Here is a 21,431-nt window from a genome sequence, read left to right as displayed (position 1 = left end):
CATGGCAACCGCAGTGAAAGCTGGCATCATCGGATGCGGCAACATCTCCACCACCTACATGCGCATGGGACAGTTTTTCAAAGACTACAAAGTTGTCGCTTGCGCCGACTTGAATCCGGACGCCGCCGAGGCACGGGCTGCCGAGTTTGGCTTGCGTGCCTTGAGCATTGAAGAACTCCTGGCCGATCCGGAAATTGAAATTGTGGTCAACCTGACCATTCCGGCAGCGCATTTTGAGGTATCGAGCGAAATTCTGAAAGCCGGCAAACATGTGTACTCCGAGAAGCCTTTTGTGCTGACCGCACAAGAAGGCGCCACGCTTTCTGAACTGGCCGCAGCTCGCAACCTGCGCATTGGCTCCGCACCTGACACGTTTATGGGCGGGAGCCACCAAAAAGCGCGAGAGATTTTGGACAACGGCGAGATTGGCCAAGTGACCTCGGGCACCATCCACGTGATGAGCGGCGGTATGGAGCATTGGCATCCAAATCCGGATTTCTTCTTCCTAACTGGAGCGGGTCCAATTTTCGACTTAGCCCCCTACTACGTGACCAATCTGGTTCAGTTGCTCGGACCTGTCGAAAGCGTGACGGCCATGAGCAGCACACCGCGCAGCCACCGCACCATCGGCTGTGGTCCACGCAACGGCGAACAAATTCCTGTGGAAACACCAACAACCGTGCATTCGATCCTGAAGTTCGCAAATGGGGCGATTATCAGCTACGGCACCAGCTGGGATGTCAAATCCCATGAGCACAACAACATGGAAATCTATGGTCTCGACGGCACACTCTATGTGCCGGACCCCAACTTCTTCGGAGGCCAACTCCGCCTTGTCCGAAGCGACGATGATGAAGCGCTGATTTCCTCCGGCCACCCGTTCTCCAAACCCAATGACGGCGACAATGCCAACTACCGCGGCGCGGGCTTGGCAGATATGGCCGCCGCCATCCGGGACGGACGTCAACATCGCTGCAACAACGAGTTGGCCCTCCATGTGGTCGAGGTCATGGGCGCGATCTTACAGTCAGGCGACAGCGGACAGACCGTCGCGATCCAAAGCACTTGTGACCGCCCAGCGCCGTTCGGAGCGGACGATGCTTTTGCGATCATGGAGCTGGAGGAAACTTGATGCCCACAAATCTCAAAGGTCCTGGCCTGTTCCTCGCGCAATTTGCCTCTGACGAAGCACCGTTCAACTCGTTGGAAGCCATTGCGGATTGGGCGTCGGGGCTAGGCTACAAAGGGCTTCAGATACCCTCTGGGGACCTTCGGCTCTTTGATCTCGACACGGCGGCTTCGTCGCAAACCTATTGCGACGAACTCACCGGCATGTTGGCCGATCGCGGGTTGGAAGTCACCGAACTCTCAACCCACATCCAAGGTCAACTGCTTGCAGTCCACCCCGCATACGACAAACAATTTGATGGGTTTGCACCTTCTGCAGTGCACGGCAATGGCAAAGCGCGCCAAGAGTGGGCGCATGACCAGTTGCTTAAAGCGGCGAAGGCCTCTCAGAACTTGGGACTAACCGCGTCTGTCAGCTTCTCCGGGTCTCTGGCCTTTCCCTATCTCTATCCTTGGCCACAGCGGCCGGCAGGATTGATTGAGGAAGCGTTTGACGAACTCGCGCGACGTTGGCTGCCCATCATGAACGCATACGAGGAGGCCGGTGTAGACATCGCGTTAGAATTGCATCCCGGCGAAGACCTTTTTGACGGCGCAACCTTTGAAATGCTGCTTGATCGATTAGACGGTCACAAACGCTGCACCATCAACTACGACCCCAGTCACTTCTTGCTGCAACAACTCGACTACCTCGCCTTCATCGACATCTATCACGAACGGATCACCGCTTATCACGTGAAAGACGCCGAGTTCCGCCCCGATGGCCGTCAGGGCGTTTACTCCGGCTATCAGCCTTGGTTGCAGCGCGCAGGGCGCTTCCGGTCTCTTGGTGATGGTCAAGTCGACTTCAATGGCATCTTCTCCAAACTGGCGCAATACGGCTACGACAGCTGGGCTGTTCTGGAATGGGAATGCTGTCTGAAGGATGCCGCCACGGGCGCCGCCGAAGGCGCGCCCTTCATCGCAGATCATATCATCAACGTGACCGAAAAGGCGTTTGACGATTTCGCCGACAGCGGATTGAGCCGCGATGACACGCGCGCGCTACTTGGTCTGTAGGAGTTGAGATGCAAAAGCTGAAACTTGGTATGGTAGGCGGCGGCGAAGGCGCCTTTATTGGCGCCGTGCACCGCATGGCCGCCCGATTGGACGGGCATTGGGACTTGGTGGCGGGCTGTCTGTCTTCAACACCCGAGAAAGCGCAGCGCAGCGCAGACTCTTTAGGACTGGAACGCAGCTATGGCTCGTTTGAAGACATGGCAACTGCTGAGAGCGCTCGCGAAGACGGCATCGACGCGGTGTCCATAGTCACCCCCAACCATATGCACCTGCCAATCGCACGCGCCTTTTTGGCTTCCGGCATCCACGTCATTTGTGACAAACCGCTCACCACCGACCTGGCGCAGGCAGAAGCCTTTGCGCAGGACTGCGGCGGGAACGACGCACGCTTTTTCTTGACCCACAACTACAGTGCGTCCCCCCTCATCCGACAAGCCAAAGCGATGGTCGAAACCGGTGAATTGGGCGACGTCCGTTTGGTTCATGCAGAATACCTGCAAGACTGGCTCTCCCGCCCCGCAGATCCCGGCAACGTTCAGGCAGCCTGGCGCACCGACCCGGCGCGCACCGGAGGCGCAGGCGCAATTGGCGACATTGGCACCCACGCATACCATTTGGCGACCTTTGTCGTTGGCGAACAGGCCAGCCATCTCGCCGCGGACCTCAGCAGCTTTGTCGACGGGCGGCAGGTGGACGACAATGCCAACATCATGCTGCGTTTCACCTCCGGTGCCCGCGGCTCCATTTTTGCCAGCCAGGTGGCAACTGGAACAGAAAACGGGCTGAAACTGCGCATTCACGGCACCAAGGGCGGGCTGTTTTGGGAGCAGGAAAATCCCAATCAGTTGATCTTCACACCCATCGGCGGTGTCGAACAACGTATTACCCGTGCCGGTGTAGGCGCAAATGACGTTGCAAACGCCGTGTCACGTACGCCGGGAGGTCACCCGGAGGGCTATTTGGAGGCCTTCGGCACCCTCTACCGCGACATCGCTCGCGAATTGTCAGGCGAGCATGGTGCGGCTCGAGATATTCCGGGACTACAGGATGGCCTCGCGGGGATGCGCTTCATTCACGCCTGCCAACAGTCGTCCAAATGCAACGCTGCATGGCAAGCACTTTAGTGACAAGAAATCAGTATTCTGTTGCTGGACCAACGCGCTCGCGCCCAGTCGGTCCAGCAAATACTTGAAACGCAGCCCCCAATCCCTTCTGATACCTCTAGGAGGGCGGCCCGTGCACAAAAACATCACAGCTCTTGGACTTATGGCTCTGTTCTGCGGCGCCAATCCCGCGGTATCCCAACAAAGTGACACGCCTCCACAGGGCGTCACGTTCTATGGCCAAATAAACCGCGGTGTGCTGAGCTATGATGATGGCCCAACCAACAACACCTATTGGTTTGTCGACAACTCAAAATCCGTTTCCAGGATCGGCGCCACCTATGACACGCCCCTCAGCGACGGCTGGCGATTGCACGCGCGCGGTGAAATTGCACTAAAATGGAAAGAAACCAATGTCGTCAACCGCAACGACCCACACGACGACGACTACGAGTTTGACCGCACACAACTTCGCAAACTTGAGGTTGGTTTCGTGCACGACACCTATGGCCGGTTCACCATCGGACAGGGCGCCATGTCCGCGGACGGCATCACCGGTCTGGACCTGTCGCTTACAACTGTAGTTGCAGGAACCCCGGTGCAAGATGCCGCCGGAGGGCAACTGCTGGTTCCGCTAGGCGCAAACACCCCCGACAACAAACGGATCAAACAGGCCTTTCGCTCAATGGGCAGTTCCCGCCGCCTGCGGCTGAGATACGATGCGCCAATCACGAACGGCTGGCGCTTTGTCGTTGCTGCAGGACAGGAGGTCCTCTCCTATAACGACGATCAACTCTATGCAGACACGTCCCTGCGATACGATGGGGATCACGGCAACTTTCGTGTCCGTGCAGGCGGCGCGCTGCGTTGGATAGAAGAGCGTCCCAACGTTTTTATCGCCTCCGGCTCCATCTTGCATCGCCCCAGCGGCTGGAACATCACCATGGCAACTGGACACGAGAGCAGTGGCGCACATTATTACTACGGCAAACTCGGCTACATTGGCCGCTGGTTTGACTTGGGGCAAACCGCCATCTCCGTTGACATCTACGAGGGCGACAGCATCTATCAAAACCGCTCATCTCCCGTGTCCTTCAGTTCCAGCCGCTCCTACGGGATCGCGGTGGTGCAAAAAATAAAATCACCCAAGATCGATCTTTATGCGCTCCTTCGCAGATACGAATACACTGACTCTTCGGCACAGTATGAAGACAGCATGGCCTTTCTCGCTGGCGTCCGCTGGACGTTTTAGCAACCACCCCATCCGATGAGACACTATTTTAAGCGTCGTGCTACTTTGGCGCATCTGCTGAAAACCCTGTCTCAAATTCTTAAGTGAAGTCTATTCACATACCCCATCTTTGGTTCAAGAGATGAAGCGCGAACTTCGACAGAACCAAAAGGGAAACGCGAAATCTCTCCAACACCGAAACATAATTTTGGAGGGAACTACCATGGAAAAGAACATCATTGTGATCGGCGGCGACGGCTTCTGCGGCTGGCCAACCTCGCTTCACCTGTCGCGCAGCGGCTACAACGTGACCATCGTGGACAACCTGTCCCGCCGCCGCATCGACAAAGACCTTGGCGCGCAAAGCCTAACCCCAATCGCATCCATCGAAGATCGCCTGACAACTTGGGAAGAGGTGTCAGGCAACACCATCCGTTTCGAAAACATCGACGCAGCCCAGCATTTTGACGCTCTGCACTCTCTACTGGACGAGTTGAAACCGGAAGCCGTGGTGCACTTTGGCGAACAACGTGCCGCTCCCTACTCCATGCGCGGTCTGACCGAGAAACGCTACACCGTGGACAACAACATCAAAGCCACTCACAACCTGCTCGCCGCGATTGCGGCACTGGGGCTGGACACACATGTAGTGCACCTCGGCACCATGGGGGGTTACGGCTACGACGGCGACGGCCTGGAAATTCCGGAAGGCTACCAAAAAGTCATGGTCTCGGGCGATGACAACGTCATCTACCAGCGAGAGATCCTCTACCCAACCAACCCGGGTAGCGTCTACCACATGACCAAATCCATGGACCAACTGCTCTTCCAATTCTACGCGAAGAACGACCAGATCCGAGTGACCGACCTGCACCAGGGCATTGTTTGGGGCACGCAAACTCCCGAAACCAAACTGGACGAGCGCCTGATCAACCGGTTTGACTATGACGGTGACTACGGCACGGTTTTGAACCGCTTCCTGGTTCAGGCTGCGGTTGGCCACCCTCTGACGGTGCACGGCACCGGCGGTCAAACACGCGCGTTTATCCACATTCGCGACACTGTGCGCTGCATTCGTTTGGCGATAGAAAACCCGCCCGCCAAAGGCGACCGCGTTGTAATACGCAACCAGATGACAGAGACCCACCGGGTTCGCGATCTGGCGCGCCTGGTGGCCTCTATCAGCGGCGCGCAGGTGGCCATGGTCGAGAACCCCCGCAAAGAAGCGGCGGAAAACGACCTTCGAGTCAGCAACGCAAGTTTCATAGCGTTGGGACTTGAGCCAACCACTCTGGAAGAAGGGCTGCTGGAGGAAACCGTCGAGATTGCAGGGCGCTACGCGGATCGCTTTGACAGCACCACCGTTGCAGCAGCTTCGATCTGGACCAAAGACCAGCACGCTGGTGTGGTGACAGAAGCGGCTTTGCTTGCCGGTCAAGCTCAGCCCGCCGCATAAACACTTTCCAAACGCTATCCCGGTCCGATACAACAGTCGGGCCGGATCTTTTTTTGCCATTTTTCAGGAGACACGGTGAGCGATCCACCCAAAGCCTCCCAAAACGAATATTGGTCGGTAGACAGCCAGCCCGCAAAACTGTCTGGCCGTGTGCCGCTTTGGAAAGCGCCAGCGGTTTTGGTCACTTTTACTGTGCTCGGGGCCTTATCGCTGGTTGTCTTGCAAAACGACGCACTGCTCGGAAGCTTCTTTACGGCCAATGACTGGGTTTTTGCGCCAGTGCCCGGCCAACACTTCATCGCCATTCGCCACTTCCTGCTGGCGTTTTTTGTAAGCTTTGGTTTGTTCGCCAATGGCTCTGCCATTGTACGCCTGAAATTCATTGCCGATCTGGTCGGTTCGTTTCTGGCAATTTGTCTCGCCATCGATCTGCTTTCCATCTTTCTGTGGCAGGCTTTTGATGTCCCGATTTCTCTGCGAAATCTTCAAATCGCAACGGGTTTGATCGGTTTCGCAGTCTTCTCCGCCCGCCTCTACACTTGGGGCGAAATGCCAGCGCCAGTGCATATGGCCGTGACCCCGGCTCATCCCCTCCGTTCATTTGGGCGTTTTGGGGTACTGGTAGTCCTCGCAGGCGTTCTATCATGGTGGGTCAATAAGTTGGATTTGCAGTCAGTCTCTTGGCTCAGAGGCCGCGCTTTGCTAGGCGGTCTTGGTCCTGGGGTGTTCCTGTTCCTGCCATCGCTTTTTTTCATGATGTATTTGCTGGCGGTCTGGGACCGTCGAAAGGAAAAAGAGACGAAGGACTTCGCGCCAGATGTCACAATTGTCATTCCGGCGCACAATGAAGAATACATCATCGCAGCCACACTGCAGGCCATCGACAAGGCCGCCGAAAGGTATTCAGGTCAAGTCACGGTTTACGTTGTGAACAACAACTCAATCGACGGTACGTTTGCCGTTGCCAACACGACCTTTGACCACTTCGCGTACGCCAAAGGCAGAGTCATCAACGAGCCACGTCCCGGCAAAGCGCACGCCCTCAACACAGGTTTTGCGGCTGTAACAACCGATTTGGTCATCCGGATCGATGCTGACACACAAATTGATCCAGACTCCTTGCGGTTTGCCCTGCGCCACTTCACCGATCCGCATCTTGGGTGCTTGGGCGGCGTACCAAACACCCGCGGCCGTTCACTTTTTGAGCGCGCGCGGTTGGCTGAAGTGCTTATCAATCACGGATACTATGCCATCGCCAACACCGCGATTGACGGCCAGGTCGCGATCCCCGGCATGTTTGCGGTCTATCACAGTGATCTGGTGCGCCAACTAGGCGGCTTCGCCTTTGGCCTCAACGGCGAGGACAGTGATATGTCGATGCGCATTGGCGAATTGGGCTACCGCATCCAGGTCGACCCGCAGGTGCGCTATGAATCCGAAGTTCCGGCAAGCTACGCACACATGCGTGAACAGCGCATGCGCTGGTTCCGCTCCGCGTTTCACATCACAGCACGCTGCCGCGAGGCAACGGAGTTTCGCAACCCTTCACTGCGTGGCTGGCTTGTCTTGCCAATCATGTTGCTGAACACAGCCGTGCGCACCATGGGCATCCCCTTGGTGATCTTTGGTTTGATTGAATTGTTGGAGCCCTTTGACACCGGTCCGCGTCCGCTTTGGACGGCCGTTGCCGCCGTTATTCTCGGCGCGCCAACCTTGGTGGCGCTAGGCGCTGTACTCATCAACAAGACGCCCCGCGCCATTTTGTACCTGCCTGAATACACGGTGTTTCGAATGATGCGCGCCTATTTCACCTTGGAAAGCATGCTTTCAATCAAACTCAGCGGTCGGCAGCAAAAATCGCCAATTCAGCTACCAGAACTGGAACAGATCACCCTTCCCCTTGCGCCTGAACCCGATACGCTCGAGGCGAGAGGCCCTGCATCCGTTTGAAATCCCGGCTGAAGTGAAACGGATCTTGATAACCGCATTGCAATGCCACCTGTGCAATCGGCTTTTCTGTCGTGCGTAACACATAGCTTGCCAAAACAATCCGCTCCCTGCGCAGCCAGCCCATCGGGCTGTTGCCAGTTTCTGCCTTGAAACGACGAAACAGCTGGGATTGGCTCAAGCCAGTAAAGGATACAAAATCAGCAATGGTCCAGGCGCGATCCAGCTCTTTGCGAACCTTTTCGGCGATCTTGGAAACCACCGTTGTGTCCCGGGCTGAAAGACAATCAGAGCGCAAAGACGCCACCCTGGCGAGCACGTTGCCCACCAAAGCGCTTATAGCGCCGGGGGTGTTGGCATCCGGCTGGAAAAGCGTGGCAAGAGCCGCCTCGAATGCCACATTCAGTTCTTGACACCCGCTCTCAATCGGTGCGGCATCAAACCCCAGCTGCAGACGCAGGGCATCCAGCCCGTGTCCCGAAACGGCCATCCAGAGATAGCTCCATTTCTCTTCGGCTTCTGCGCCATGCGCATAGGTCAGCGCGGTATCAATCCATGAGAGGTCGCCCGCCTGCGCCTCATAGGCGGCGCCACCAACCTCGATAGCCCCTGTGCCACCCAGCGTTAGTATCAACACATGTTGGTGATAGTTCTGGCGGACCATGCCATCTACGCCCCGCGCATTTGTGCGCCCTGCCACCGGCACGGTATAGGGCCAAATGCCAAGGTCCGCAGGCGAAGCATTGAACACAATGCTCGAGTTTTCAAACGCAACCAAGGCTGCCTGCCCTCACACCTGCGTGTCCGGCACGTTGATCTCCATGCCCTGCATCTCTTCTGTGACCAGCACCTGACAACTCAAACGGCTGGTGGGTTGCGGATCAATCACAAACTCCAACATGTCCACTTCATCCGCTTCCGGCGCAGCTACGCGTTCGAACCACTCTTGCGGCAGCACGCAGTGGCATGTTCCGCACGCGCAGGCGCCGCCGCATTCCGCGGCAATCGCATCAACACCGGCATTCACAGCCGCCTGCATCAGCGAAGTGCCAAGAGACGCCTCTGCCTCAAACCGCGCGCCATCAGCCTGCACAAAAGTCAGTTTAATCATAGCCTTGTCCTGTTCTTACGCCCGTTTCCACCCAATGCGCAGCGCTTCTGGCCCGCGCACAGAAAGGCCGTGTTTGTACTTCACATCTGTTTCCGCCAACACGATGTCGGAGAACCGCGCGTTGATCGTTGAAAAAATCACATCCATGTCCAGGCGTGCGAGGTGGTTGCCAAGACAAAAATGTCCACCGCCGCCAAAAGCCATATGCCGGTTCGGCGTCCTGCCAACGTCAAACACATCCGGGTTCTCAAACCGTGCTGGATCGCGGTTGGCCGCGCCATACAGCAACCCGAAACGCGTTCCGGCCGGGAACATCTTACCGCCAACCTCCGTGTCTTCAGTGGCAAACCGATGAAAATACGGCAGTGGTGATTCAAACCGAAACATCTCTTGCACAGCCGTTTTCATCAACGATGCATCATCCCGAAGCCTTTGATGTTGTTCTGGAAAGCGCAATAATGCGTGCATGCCACTGCCCAGCACATCAATGGTAGACCCGTGCCCCGCCATAAGGATCAACATGGCCGTAGAGATAAGTTCGTCCTGGCTCAATTGCCCGGCATCGCGGTGCGCGATCAAGCGACTGAGCAAGTCTTCCTGCGGCGCGGCCTCGCGGTCCGCCAACAGGTCCAGCAGGTACTCGTAGAACTCCTTTGTGGCCAGTTCCGCGCGTGCCTTGTCCGCGTCGCCCCGCCCTGGGTCATAGTAGCGGACGACCTCCTCGGACCAATTCCGCAGTTTTGGCGCATCTTCGTCCGGGACACCCAGCACCCTACCAATGATATGCCCTGGCACATGCGCGGCAAAATCACTGACAAAATCAATTTCGTCTTGTTCTGACAGATCATCTAGCAACCTATCGACAAAGGCCTGAATGGCATCTCTCTGACGCGCAATCATCGCAGGGGTAAATTCCCGAAACACAACTTTGCGCAAGCGGTCGTGTGTCTCTCCCTCGCTTTCCAGCAAGTTCACCTGCACATATCGCTCGTGAAAGGGCATATCGTGAAAGTTGATCGCGCGCTGCTGTGCCTTGCGATCTGCCGCACTTATGAAGGCTTCATTGTTGCGCAACATGGTTTTGTTGAGCGCCACGGCCTCAATATCCGCCATCTTGGTCAACATCCACGTGTCCGCCTCTTCCCAATAGTAAGGCGTGTCCATCGCCCGCATGGCGGCATACACGGCATATGGGTCTGCGGCGAAAGCCGCACTATGGGGATCCAAAGCAAACTTGGTGGCTGGGTTGACTGACATTTCTTCCTCGCGCAATTCGAAACTGGACAATACTTTCACCGAGGGCAAAGTAAATGACCAAACCCACCACAAAAATGGACAAAAGTCGCATCTAAGCCACACATGCACCCACACACGGAGCCCAGTCTTTCATCGGCAAGTCGATGAATTCACAACCCAAAAGTGTGAAATCTGAAACTTTCGTAACGCGTGACGAAAATATTTGACCAAATGATACATTCCCCCCATGGTAGCGGCACCAAACACCGAAAGAAAAATCCCAGGGGGATATGTTCCATGAAAAATCAATCATTTAAGCTGTCCGCGACCATCGCCGTTGCCGCCACACTTGGCGCCGGTGCTGCGTCCGCCGACACTCTGCGTCTTTTGACCTGGGGCGGCTACGCACCAGAAGAAATTGTTGCCAAATTTGAAGCCGAAACCGGCCACACCGTTGAAGTGACCAAGTCCAACAACGAAGAGATGATCGCGAAGCTGCGCGCCACTGGTGGCGGTGGTTTTGATCTGGCACAGCCAAGCCAGGACCGCATCGCAGGCCCCCAGGAAGAGTTCGGCATCTACAAACCAATCGACCTGTCCAAGATTGACGCCTCCCTCTTCATTCCGTCCATGCTGGACGCCACCAAAGGCAACACCACAGTAGGTGGCGACGTCTACGGCGTGCCACACGTTTGGGGCACCTCCGGCCTGGTTGTCGACACAGCCAAAGCCTCCATGGTTCAGGACTACACCGACCTCTGCGCCTCTGACGTCGCAGGCAAAGTGTCCTACCGCCTGAAGCGCCCAACCCTGATCGGCTTTGCCTACTCCATGGGTTTGGACCCGTTCGCAGCTTATGGCGACGCAGCAGCTTACGAAGACATCATGAAGCAGGTCGAAGCCAAGCTGATCGAATGTAAAGCAGGCGTGAAAACCTACTGGGGTGGCGGCGACGAGCTGATGGGCCTGATGCGCTCCGGTGAGGTTGTGGCCTCCATGGCGTGGGATACCGGCGGATGGAAACTGAACGCTGACAACGCCGACATCACCTTTGTGGCTCCAGCATCCGGCGCACTGGGCTGGGTTGACACCTTTGTACTGCCAGCCAAAGGCAAAGCAGACGACGCAGCTTATGCGTGGATCAACTTTGTGATGCAGCCTGAAGTGGCCGCGATGATCACCGCAGCCGCAGGCAACTTCACCGCCTCCAAAGGCGCAGACGCCTTCGCAGCAGACGATCTGAAAGCCCGCTATCAGGCGTCCTTCCCAGCCGAAGCCATCGACAACATCAAGTGGTATCCACCAGTGCCAGCCGGCCTGGAAGCCATCGAAGGTGGCGTTCTGGATCGCGTTAAAGCGGCCAAGTAAGCCCTACCATTTTTGAAACAAAAACAGCGTGTGCCCAAACCGGGCGCACGCTTTTGACGACTTTAAAGGACCTCACCCAATGACGCCTGATCTGCAGTGCACCAACCTCACCAAGCAATTTGGCGACAGCAAAGCGGTGGACAACGTGTCCTTCTCCGTGCCAGCGGGGTCCTTCTTCTCGATCCTTGGGCCATCCGGCTGCGGCAAAACCACGATCATGCGTATGATCGCTGGTTTCCTGGAACCAACCAGCGGCGACATCGAGATCAAAGGTAAATCGGTTCTGAACGTGCCGCCAAACAAGCGCCACGTGAACATGGTGTTCCAGCACCTCGCCCTGTTCCCCATGATGAACATCGCCGACAACATCGGCTACGGCCTGCGCCGCGCGGGCATGCACAAGAAAGACATTGGTTTCAAAGTCGACGAAGCCCTCGAACGCATCGGCCTACCCGGCATCGGGCACCGTCGTGTCGACGAACTCTCTGGCGGTCAGAAACAGCGCGTGGCCATTGCCCGCTGTATGGTGCTTGAACCCGATGTGCTGTTGCTTGACGAACCTCTCGGCGCGCTTGATCTCAAGCTCCGCGAACACATGAAGGTGGAGCTCAAAAACCTCCAAGCCGCGTTTGACACCACTTTTGTCTACATCACCCACGACCAGTCCGAGGCACTGGTGATGTCTGACAACATCGCCGTGATGAACGCCGGCCGTTTTGAGCAGGTTGGCAGCGCGCAAGACCTATACTACCGCCCCGACACCGCTTTTGTGGCGGGCTTTGTAGGCGACAGCAACCGCTGGTCGGGCAAGGTTGTGAAACAAGACGGCGGCAACGCCCTTGTGCAAACCACCTCCGGCCTCACCCTGCGCGGCGCCACACATGGGCGCACCCTGTCTGAAGGCGACACCGTTGACGCTTTTGTCCGTCCGGAAGCAATCCGCATTGCCCACAACGCTGATGACCTCGCCAATTTCGACAACCAAATCTCCGGTACTGTGACCTCGATCCTGTTTAATGGCGCAGCCTCCCGCGTCATGATCCGCGACACGGCCGGGCACGAAGAGGTTGCGGTCAACCTGCCGCAATCCGGTGAGTTTGCAAACCTTTCCAAAGGCGCGCCAATCCATATTGGCTGGGCCAGTGATCAGGCCAATTGCTTTGCCGCAGGAGCCTCCTGATGCACCGCGAAGCCAAACTTGGATTAGTCCTTCTCCTTACCCCGCTACTGCTGTGGCTGGTGCTCCTCATCTTCATCCCTCACATCGACCTGTTTCTGGTGTCGATGCGGGAGCGCGTTGGCGTTGGTCAATATGACCTGAGCTTCGCCAACTATCTAACGTTCTTCCAGGAACCGCTTTACCTGGTGACCTTCCTGCGCACCGCCGTGATGTCGATCTTTGCAACCATTCTGACGTTGCTGATCGGCTTTCCTGTGGCTTACTACATCGCCAAAATGGCCAAAGGCCGCACCCAATCGGCGCTGTTCCTGCTCTGTCTCGTGCCATTTTGGGTCTCCGAGCTCGTGCGCACTTTTGGCTGGATGATCCTACTGCGCGAAACCGGCATCATCTCCAATCTGTTGCAGTCCGTCGGCCTTGCCAGCGGCCCGGTGGAGATGCTCTACAACGATGCAGCCATTATGGTGGGTCTCGTCTATACCTCGATGCTCTTCATGGTCGTGCCTTTGGTCACGACTCTGGAAAGCCTTCCAGACGAAGTTGTCGAAGCGGGCTACGATCTGGGCGGCAACGGGCTCAGCGTTCTGCGCGAAATCATCATCCCGCACGCCATGCCCGGCATCGTTTCCGGCTCCATCGTCGTCTTCATGCTCTGTTTGGGCAACTACCTGACCCCCACCATGCTGGGTGGCAAAGAAAGCCTCTGGTTCACCGAGTTGATCTACTCGCAGTTCATCGTGCGCTTCAACTGGGAGCTTGGCGCCGCCTTCGGCTTCCTGCTGTTGATCCTCTCTTCTGTGATTGTCTGGGGCATGTTGCGCCTGACCGGCCAATCGCTTGAAAAGACCATGGGATAAGGAGCAGACACTATGATCCCCTCAATCCCACAATCCCGCCTACTCACCACGGCATATGCGGCCTATGTTGTTCTGTTCTTCATCTTCCTCGCATTACCCTTGATCGTAGTTGCGGCCTTTGCCTTCAACGACAGCCAGTTTCCGTCCCTGCCTTGGGAAGGCTTTACGTGGAACTGGTTCTTCGGCTCTGAACGCCCCATGATTGGTGTGTTCCACGAACGCAGCATCCTGCGTGCCATTGGCACGTCGGTGTTTGTGGCCTTCTGTGTCTCCGCACTTTCGATGGTTGTCGGTCTCTCCAACGCCTTCCTGTTCAACCGCTATAAATTCCGCGGTCAGGGTCTACTCTATGTCTTCATGCTATTGCCGCTGGTGATCCCGGGCATCGTTTTGGGCATCTCAATTTTGGTGGCCTCCAGCCGTCTGGCCAATGGTCTCTGGGATGGGTTCCAATGGGATGTGGAAGCGCTGCGCCCTGGCCTTTGGCTGGTGATCCTGGGGCAGTTCTCCTTCATCACAACCATCGCCACGCTGGTGATTGGTGCGCGCCTTCAAAAGTTTGACCGCACACTGGAAGAAGCCGCGCTCAACCTTGGCGCTGGACGCCTCACAGCGATCCGCACCATCACCCTGCCCTATCTGGCGCCTGCCATGATTGGCGCCTTTGTGGTGGCCTTCCTGATGAGCTTTGAAAACTTCAACACGACATTGATGCTCGTTGGGTCCGATGCGCCCCTGACCATCGCCATGTTTGACCGCCTTAAAGAAGGCTCAACGCCTCTCTTGAATGCGGTCAGCCTGCTCTTGATGCTGGGTTCGTCCTTACTGGCGTTGATCATGATCGCCTTTCAAAAGAAAAACTAACCCGAGGCCTTTGGCTTCAACAGGCGCGCCGCGATAGGCGCGCCTAAAATCACCAACACAATCCGTGTCAGGTGATGGGCGATGACAAATCCCAGGTCCGCCCCAACGACGATGGCCAGCACTGTCATCTCAGCCTGCCCCCCAGGCGCAAAGGCCAAGAACGCTTCCATTGCAGGCGCAAGCCCCAACAGCGTGGCGATCTCCGCGAAACAAGCCGCTAGCACCGCCAACACCACCATAAAAGCCAACCCGGACAGCACCACGCTGCGCAACTCGCGCAGGGTGACACCAACGTAATACACGCCGATCACCACGCCGATGAAAAACTGCGCCGTCCAGATTGCTTCCTGCGGTGGACGTGAGTGGAGCACGCCGCCCATGGTCAAAGCCGCAGAAACAATCATCGGCCCCAGAATAGACGCGCCAAACAGCCCGACCCGTTCGCCACCTTTCCAGCCTACCAACGCAGCCACCAGCATGATCACCATTTCATGCAGCGGCAGTTCAGAGGCAGGCTGCCCGATCGGATTGGACAGGCTCACGCCGTACACTGAGATCAACATGATCGGTGCCACAGTCACGATCACCAACACCCGCGTCGCATGGATCAGCGACAGTACGCGTGCATTGCCCCCCGCTTCCTCCCCAAACAAGATCATATCCTGCAACCCCCCGGGCATCGCGGCGTAGTAGGATGTCACCGGATCAAATTTGCAGATCTTGTGAAAGAACGGCACGCCGATCAGCGCGATCAGAAAAATATAGAGCGGCATCAAAGCGATCGAACCGGCCATACTTGGCAACTGTGCAGCCACCTCTGGCGTTATTGAGGTACCAACCGCCACGCCAAGAATGGTCCGCGCGCCCGCCGTGATCTGGCCAAAGCCCGCAAACTGGGCTCCACCCAGCGCCGCAATGAGACAAGCTGCCATTGGCCCAAACAGGAACGGCAAAGGCAGAGCCAGCATCCAGAAAACAAAAGCCCCAAACGCCGCCACCGCAAAGGTGGTGGCCCGAAGTCGCAGCATGGTCACGGGTGATTCCAATCTTGATTGACTGACTGCATCCCCTTGTATACACATGGATACAATAATTCAAGTCACAGCGAGATAGCCCCATGAGCGACGACCTCACATCCGGCGAAAACCTACAAGGCAACGCTGCCTATGGCGCATTGCTCATGGAAATCCGCGAAGGACGTCTGTCTCCAGGAGACCGCCTCCGGGAAACGGATCTGGCCACCCGTTTTGGGGTCAGCCGCACCCCCGTCCGTGAAGCCATTCGCCAACTTGAAGCCGACGGTCTGGTCACTCACCTGCCGCGCGTTGGGGCCAGCGTCCGCAAGTTGGACTATTCAGAAGTCATGGAGCTTTATGAGATGCGCAGCGTGCTTGAATGCACCGCCGCGCGCATGGCTGCGCGCGTGGCCTCCGATGTAGAAATCACTGAGTTGGCCGCGATTTGCGAAGAAATCGCCAGGGCCGGCAAAGGCATCGAAGCTTCGCGCCTCAACCGTCAATTCCACCGTGCCCTTTTGGAAGCCGCCAAAAACCGCTTCCTGATCAAGTCGATGCTCGCCTTACAGAAGGCCATGCTGATCCTAGGCCGCACGACCTTGGCTGACGAAGAACGTTTTGAGAGCGCGATTTCCGAGCACGCGGCCATCCTTGACGCGCTGCGCGCCCGGGATGGCGACTCGGCCGAGAACGCGATGCGCGCTCACATTTCCGCCGGTCAACGCGCCCGAATTCGCGCCCTGCGCGCCGAATTGAACCACAGCGCATTGCTATAACTCCTTGACGCTTTAGTGGCGAACCAAAGAACTGACGTTTGAAACCCTCTCAACAGGCCTCACTGAGCGCACCAGCCCATTGGCAGAAAGACCTGCTGTCGATGGTCATCTGACATGCTGCTCTCACGCCACTTACGGCGACTAGAAGTCCGAGAGGTCCGGAGAAGTGCTTACAAAAAATTTGGAACCCCGAGAAATGAAAACCCCTCGAAAGGGGTTTTCCTACAGATGCTAAAAAGGAGAATGATACCCACTGGGTTAAAGTTATTTGGTCAATATCAACTTGCCCTGACGGGTAATCCGCAAAGTATAAACGGCTTCCGAGAGACGTATTTGGGCTAGGTTACCGCCAGCGGTCAAATCTTCCGCGTTGTATACTGGCGTTTCGCTGGTGGTTGGGGTGGAAGAGCCCTCAGGCATGTCCGTCTCCAATTTGGTCAAGATATTAATAGTGCGATCGATGTCAGCCATGTCGCTGAAGCGACAGGTTTGATTGCGCGATTCTGTCCATGAAGCGGTCTGTGCACCACAATCCTGGCCATGGAATTTCACTGAAGAGCTCCGCTAGGCAGAGCCGATCCCGAAAACCTTTGGAGCAACTTGTTACTTCTGTCGCGCGCATATCAAACCTCTAGGTTGATTCATGCAATCCATACAAAAATAATCAGGTATTAGCAAGAGGCTGAATTCTGGCGCCCTGCCCCGAGGGAGGACGGGGCGCCAAAGTGGCTTAGAAAGTCAACGTCGCGGTCAACGCAATGGTGCGCCCCGGCTCGTTCATCGGGATAGGACGGTTATTGGTGTTACCAGCGGAGTCGTTGGCCCGCGCCACATAGGTTTCGTCAAATAGATTGCGCAAATCGAGACGCACCCGCAAGTTTTCCATATTCGGCGGAACGTACTCGGCATAGGCGTTCCATACGGAATAGGCCTCCATGTTGGCATCGCTGTAAGTCGGAGCAATTTCTGCAGTCCCGCCAAGTGTCCAGCCCTTACCAGCCTGCCAAGCGCTTTCCAGTACCACAATGTGTCCCATTGGGCGCCCTCGATAATACCCTTCGGAATCGATGGTTGCGCCATTCTCCTCAACATCCGCGTAAGTGTAGTTCAGTCGTGCAAAACCAGTCCCCCAATGGTAAGCCAACGAGCCATCGAAACCTTGCGTGGTGATGTCAGAGGCTGTCGCCCGTGTTCCACCTCGAACCGGGAATCCAGACACATAATCGTTGATCTCTGTGTAGAACAACGCACCATTCGCGACCCAAGGCCCGTTGTCGAACCGAAGGCCAAGCCGCGCGCTGTTGCTGCGTGAGGTGTCCAAGCCGGTGTAATCCCAAGGCGCAAAGAAGTTGATCAGTGTCGCCTCACCTAACTCGTAGCCGCCGAAGATCGACGCAATCCCTGCATTCACTGTCCAGAAATCAGACAGAACATAGTCAATCGCTGCATTGGCGCTCAAACCGCTGTCATCAAACTTGGACCCATCTGCACCGGTGAAGTTTTGGAAGTCAAAACGCGCACCGTAGGATACGGATGCACGACTCGATAGGTCCTGACGGACCTGTGCAAAAACACCGATGTTCCGCGTTTTCTCTGTACCTCCGTAGGCCAATGGCGTTACCGAACTTGCTGTGCGGCCTTCCGCCTTTTCGTCAAAGAAGTCCAATCCGCCGGAAACAGTGCCATTGTTGAGCTGGAAGGTGTTTTTAAACGTCCCGCTCAGGCTGGTGTTTTCGCCCCAACCATCGCCCGCGTCGATTTCCTGTTGGTTGTAGGCAATCTGGAAAAACGGATCGAACCAACCCTGCGCATCCTCTTTGGTATAGGTCAGCGAGTAAGATGTGCGCCGTGCAAGCGCATCAATGATGATGTTTGGGCCTGAGTTCAAACCAGCAAAATCCGGGCGGATAAATACAAAAGGGCCCGGTCCTTCCTGTGCTGCCCGATCGCCGGTGTCACGTGTATCAGAGGCCGAGAACGCCACCCGATGACCTTCGTCAGACGTATAGGCAAATTTGGCGACATAGTCTGTCAGGCCAGCCTCAGTGCCCTGTACTGTGGTGCCATCACCATCTTTGTAGTCATCCCCTTTGTGACGTGCGCCGTGCAACACGTAGTCAAGACCTCCGGTTTGACCATAAAGCGACAGGGTTGAGCGCAATCCAAATCCGTTGCTGCCGCCGCCCAATGTCAGACGACCACCAAACGTGTCGCCTTCGTCCAGCATGTCTGACGCATCTTTGGTGGTATAGGCAATCGAGCCGCCCAAACCACCGGGGCCACCATCTGCAGGTGCCAGACCCGAGGTAACCTCGACCGCTTTCAACAAGCCGGGGTCAATCAACACGTTACCAGTGTGGTGGAACGCAGATTTGTTTTGACGCGCACCGTCAATTGTCACGTTCAACAGGCTTTCTTCGATGCCGTTCACATAAACCTTCTTTGCAATGGCAGCTCCGCCACTGGCATTCACCGCGGATTCGCCGTCAAACACATCACTGATAGTCGCTGGATTACGCTGCTCGATGTCTTCCTGCGAAATCGTGTGGTTGCCCAGCACAGTTTGAGCGTCATCAGCCTCAATGCGGATTTCATCAAGTTCATAATCTTCTGCCAGATCCTGGGCATAGGCCGACAGGGCGAAGAAAGGCGCACACAAAGCTGTTGTTGCTAACAGCTTCAGGCGCGGGAGCGGATGGGTCATACTTTGTCCCTTCATTTATTGACTATTATTGTCAGGTAAGTAGACTGCCGCTCAAACCCACGCCAGACGACGACCTTTGCCTCCTGTTCAAAAACCTTTGCAGGCTGTGCAAACTCAAAACCGCCAAGCTTTTGGGACCGTTTTGAAAAGAAAGTCTGTCAATGGCGCAGCCCTGCACCGCCTTCTACAGAGGCGCGACCCACTCTGACAAAATCAACTGGTTTCGCCGCGCAGACCTGCCGGAAGACAACGTCTTTGAAGGTCTAGTCACAGCCACGGAATTTCGCGAAGGGCTGGGAATCCATACACTCAACGCAAAAGCAAGACGCAGCTTCGAGACCAAAACCCAGCGCATCCCAGGCGTGATACTCAACTGCTTCCTAGAGGGGGCCACCGAGGCTTGGCTGGACGACAAACCAATGGAACTTGGCCGCAAAGAACATGGTCCGGTGAAATTTTCCTTATCTGCAACTGACGAAACGCTGAGGTTCCAGCGCAGAAGCGCTCCGGGCGAATATGTGCGCAAAGTCAGCATTCAGATGTCACATGAGTGGTTGCATGAACAAAACCTCAAACTACCGCAACCAGCTGTCCTACAAAACAAAAAGCAATACCGCGCCGATTGGAATGCGACTCCAAAAGACGTGAAAATCCTGGAGAACCTTGCATCGATGAATGGCTTTCATTCGCCCATCTCGCGCCTTCAAGGCGAAGCCATGGTTTTGGAATTGGTAGCCTCTAGTTTCAAAAATTTGTCCGCGCCGGAAACAACAATAGGCCTCACGCCTCGCGAAATATCCCAACTCAAACGCGTTGAAGACCTTATTCAATCCACTGGCCCCCTACCCGACTTGGCAGCGTTGGCAAAGGCAGGCGGGCTTAGCCTTTCCTCGCTCCGCCGATTGACGCAAAAAGCTCATGGCTGTGCACCTTTGAGCTATGCCCGTACAATGAGGTTGTCTATGGCCAAAGAACTATTGGAAACCAGTACACTTTCCGTTTCTAACGCTGCCGAAATCGCTGGTTTTTCCACGCCAGAGAACTTTTCAACAGCGTTTCGGCGAGCATTTGGCATATCTCCGTCTGCTGCAAAGCACCGCTGAAACAACCAGGCCGCGAGTCCGCACTACTTGACAAAAACCATCAACATTTTTATCCGAAGGCAACGCTTCCAGCCATGCTTACAGCTTAGCCGCAGCCGCTCGCCAAGAAGTCAAAACCGCAATGCCTGTGGTCGGACACCTAAACGCGCGCGCTTTCTGTCTCACCCTGGCTAATGAGTACACTGGAGTCGCCATGTCCACCCGTTTGACCACCTCAATTCTTCAATCTGCGGCGCTATTTTGCGCCGTCACGATTGCTGGCGTCACCTCGGTTTCAGCACAGACCGACAGCGTAGCGGCACCAGAACTACCCACATCCCCGGTTGTTGAGACGGCACCACAATCGCTCCAAATGCATCAAGAAGGTGTCCCATCTATTGAAGCGCCTACCGCTCCAGAGAACTTAAGTATCCCGAATTCGGAGGCACAAGTCCCCGGCGACACCGCACCGTCCTCTCAACCGAGTGTTGAAACAGATGGTGCTACAGCTCCTGTTGTGGAAAACTTAATCACTGAAGATGATGCACCGTCGTTAGATGACCAGACAAGCGCCAATGTTTCAGAAGCGACGTCGGATACGCCGGTGGAAATACTCGACGCAACCCCACAAACTGCCACCGAACAAGTGGAAGCCGCTGCCAAGCGAGCGACAACTTTCTTGCAAGACGGTGGTCCATCTATCTGGGCAATTGCAGCGCTCTCAGTCATCACCGTCGCGCTAATTCTTTGGAAAATCTGGCGCCTAGCCCTGATTGGTGCGTGGGCTCGGGGCAAGGCTCAAAAAGCCGTAAAACTATATGAGGATGGCAACACCGAGGCGGCTCAGGCGTTGGTTTCGCGCCGTAGAGGCTTGCGGTCCAAAGTGGTTGGTGCAGCAATCACAGCTCGGGAAACCCTTACGGAAGATGCCGCACGGGAAGAAACTTCCCGCGTGGCCAAACGCGAGTTGGGCGAAGCCGCTGTCGGCCTGCGCGCATTGGAACTCATTGCCACAATCGCCCCCTTGCTCGGTCTGTTGGGTACCGTTCTGGGTATGATCGCGGCATTCCAAGCCCTTCAAGAAAGCGGTAGCCGCGCCGATCCCTCCCTGCTGGCCGGGGGCATCTGGGAAGCGCTTCTGACCACCGCGGCTGGTATGGCAGTGGCGATTCCAGCCTCTGCCGCGCTGACCTGGTTTGAGGCGGTTATCGACCGCATGCGCCGCGACGTCGAAGATGCCGCCATGCGTATCTTTGTGACACGCAAAGAGGTTGATGGGTCTGATTTGCAAGCCCTGGCGGCTGAGTAACCCA

General features: G+C 56.2%; 19 protein-coding genes. 13 read left to right on the top strand and 6 right to left on the bottom strand.

Annotated elements, in window-relative coordinates:
• Position 1 precedes the first annotated feature (1 nt).
• The 6 genes from SIB38_RS09050 to SIB38_RS09025 all read left to right on the top strand — a co-directional run bounded on the left by SIB38_RS09050 (position 2) and on the right by SIB38_RS09025 (position 7,927).
• Positions 2–1,132 (top strand): Gfo/Idh/MocA family protein, encoded by a 1,131-nt coding sequence (locus SIB38_RS09050; protein WP_294118289.1) that lies wholly within the window; start codon positions 2–4, stop codon positions 1,130–1,132.
• Positions 1,132–2,187 carry a sugar phosphate isomerase/epimerase family protein gene (locus tag SIB38_RS09045; RefSeq protein WP_412551847.1) on the top strand — a complete coding sequence of 352 codons (1,056 nt, stop codon included), beginning with the start codon at positions 1,132–1,134 and terminating at the stop codon, positions 2,185–2,187. Before SIB38_RS09050 ends, SIB38_RS09045 begins: the two co-directional genes overlap by 1 nt.
• Before the next feature lie 8 nt (positions 2,188–2,195).
• Positions 2,196–3,311, top strand: coding sequence for a Gfo/Idh/MocA family protein (locus SIB38_RS09040; protein WP_294118291.1), 1,116 nt, complete (start codon positions 2,196–2,198; stop codon positions 3,309–3,311).
• 112 nt (positions 3,312–3,423) lie between these two features.
• Positions 3,424–4,542, top strand: coding sequence for a porin (locus tag SIB38_RS09035; protein WP_294118292.1), 1,119 nt, complete (start codon positions 3,424–3,426; stop codon positions 4,540–4,542).
• Between the two features lie 202 nt (positions 4,543–4,744).
• The gene (locus SIB38_RS09030; RefSeq protein WP_412551846.1) at positions 4,745–5,977 is read left to right on the top strand and encodes an NAD-dependent epimerase/dehydratase family protein; all 1,233 of its coding nucleotides are present in this window, start codon (positions 4,745–4,747) and stop codon (positions 5,975–5,977) included.
• A gap of 75 nt (positions 5,978–6,052) precedes the next feature.
• On the top strand, positions 6,053–7,927 hold the full coding sequence (locus SIB38_RS09025) for a glycosyltransferase (RefSeq protein ID WP_412551845.1): 1,875 nt from the start codon (positions 6,053–6,055) through the stop codon (positions 7,925–7,927).
• Here the strand turns inward: SIB38_RS09025 and SIB38_RS09020 are convergent.
• From SIB38_RS09020 to SIB38_RS09010, 3 genes are read right to left on the bottom strand one after another with little or no spacing between them, the layout of a single operon-like run.
• Positions 7,866–8,675 (bottom strand): AraC family transcriptional regulator, encoded by an 810-nt coding sequence (locus SIB38_RS09020; protein WP_294118296.1) that lies wholly within the window; start codon positions 8,673–8,675, stop codon positions 7,866–7,868. The genes SIB38_RS09025 and SIB38_RS09020 overlap by 62 nt on opposite strands.
• A 39-nt stretch (positions 8,676–8,714) precedes the next feature.
• Positions 8,715–9,035, bottom strand: coding sequence for a 2Fe-2S iron-sulfur cluster-binding protein (locus SIB38_RS09015; RefSeq protein WP_412551844.1), 321 nt, complete (start codon positions 9,033–9,035; stop codon positions 8,715–8,717).
• 15 nt (positions 9,036–9,050) lie between these two features.
• On the bottom strand, positions 9,051–10,292 hold the full coding sequence (locus SIB38_RS09010; protein ID WP_294118300.1) for a cytochrome P450: 1,242 nt from the start codon (positions 10,290–10,292) through the stop codon (positions 9,051–9,053).
• Positions 10,293–10,568: 276 nt separating this feature from the next.
• Between SIB38_RS09010 and SIB38_RS09005 the strand changes: the two genes are divergently transcribed.
• The 4 genes from SIB38_RS09005 to SIB38_RS08990 all read left to right on the top strand — a co-directional run bounded on the left by SIB38_RS09005 (position 10,569) and on the right by SIB38_RS08990 (position 14,540).
• Positions 10,569–11,639, top strand: a complete 1,071-nt coding sequence (locus SIB38_RS09005) for an extracellular solute-binding protein (protein ID WP_294118301.1) — start codon at positions 10,569–10,571, stop codon at positions 11,637–11,639.
• Between the two features lie 79 nt (positions 11,640–11,718).
• Positions 11,719–12,819 carry an ABC transporter ATP-binding protein gene (locus SIB38_RS09000; RefSeq protein WP_412551843.1) on the top strand — a complete coding sequence of 367 codons (1,101 nt, stop codon included), beginning with the start codon at positions 11,719–11,721 and terminating at the stop codon, positions 12,817–12,819.
• Positions 12,819–13,676 carry an ABC transporter permease gene (locus tag SIB38_RS08995; RefSeq protein ID WP_294118303.1) on the top strand — a complete coding sequence of 286 codons (858 nt, stop codon included), beginning with the start codon at positions 12,819–12,821 and terminating at the stop codon, positions 13,674–13,676. Before SIB38_RS09000 ends, SIB38_RS08995 begins: the two co-directional genes overlap by 1 nt.
• A 12-nt stretch (positions 13,677–13,688) precedes the next feature.
• Positions 13,689–14,540, top strand: coding sequence for an ABC transporter permease (locus SIB38_RS08990; protein WP_294118304.1), 852 nt, complete (start codon positions 13,689–13,691; stop codon positions 14,538–14,540).
• Here the strand turns inward: SIB38_RS08990 and SIB38_RS08985 are convergent.
• Positions 14,537–15,568: an AbrB family transcriptional regulator gene (locus SIB38_RS08985; RefSeq protein WP_294118305.1), complete on the bottom strand. Its 1,032-nt coding sequence runs from the start codon at positions 15,566–15,568 to the stop codon at positions 14,537–14,539. The two genes, SIB38_RS08990 and SIB38_RS08985, sit on opposite strands and share 4 nt — an antisense overlap.
• A gap of 89 nt (positions 15,569–15,657) precedes the next feature.
• Here SIB38_RS08985 and SIB38_RS08980 point away from each other — a divergent pair, with 89 nt between their 5' ends.
• Complete coding sequence (locus tag SIB38_RS08980; protein ID WP_412551842.1) at positions 15,658–16,332, top strand: GntR family transcriptional regulator; 675 nt, start codon at positions 15,658–15,660, stop codon at positions 16,330–16,332.
• Positions 16,333–16,596: 264 nt separating this feature from the next.
• Here SIB38_RS08980 and hemP read toward each other — a convergent pair whose 3' ends face one another.
• A complete protein-coding gene (gene hemP / locus SIB38_RS08975; RefSeq protein ID WP_294118308.1) occupies positions 16,597–16,752 on the bottom strand; it encodes a hemin uptake protein HemP in 156 nt (51 codons plus the stop codon).
• 310 nt (positions 16,753–17,062) lie between these two features.
• Entirely contained in the window at positions 17,063–19,036 is a 1,974-nt protein-coding gene (locus SIB38_RS08970) for a TonB-dependent receptor domain-containing protein (protein WP_412551841.1), read from the bottom strand.
• 161 nt (positions 19,037–19,197) lie between these two features.
• On the opposite strand from SIB38_RS08970, the gene SIB38_RS08965 reads away from it, so the two are divergent.
• Both SIB38_RS08965 and SIB38_RS08960 read left to right on the top strand, forming a co-directional pair.
• Positions 19,198–20,139 (top strand): helix-turn-helix domain-containing protein, encoded by a 942-nt coding sequence (locus tag SIB38_RS08965; RefSeq protein ID WP_412551840.1) that lies wholly within the window; start codon positions 19,198–19,200, stop codon positions 20,137–20,139.
• A gap of 193 nt (positions 20,140–20,332) precedes the next feature.
• The gene (locus SIB38_RS08960; protein WP_412551839.1) at positions 20,333–21,427 is read left to right on the top strand and encodes a MotA/TolQ/ExbB proton channel family protein; all 1,095 of its coding nucleotides are present in this window, start codon (positions 20,333–20,335) and stop codon (positions 21,425–21,427) included.
• The last annotated feature ends 4 nt before the right edge of the window (positions 21,428–21,431 follow it).

Source organism: Shimia sp. MIT910701, from assembly GCF_047126315.1.
GTDB lineage: Bacteria > Pseudomonadota > Alphaproteobacteria > Rhodobacterales > Rhodobacteraceae > Shimia.
Note: the sequence above shows the minus strand (reverse complement) of the source record. Positions and strands in the feature narration are given on the sequence as shown.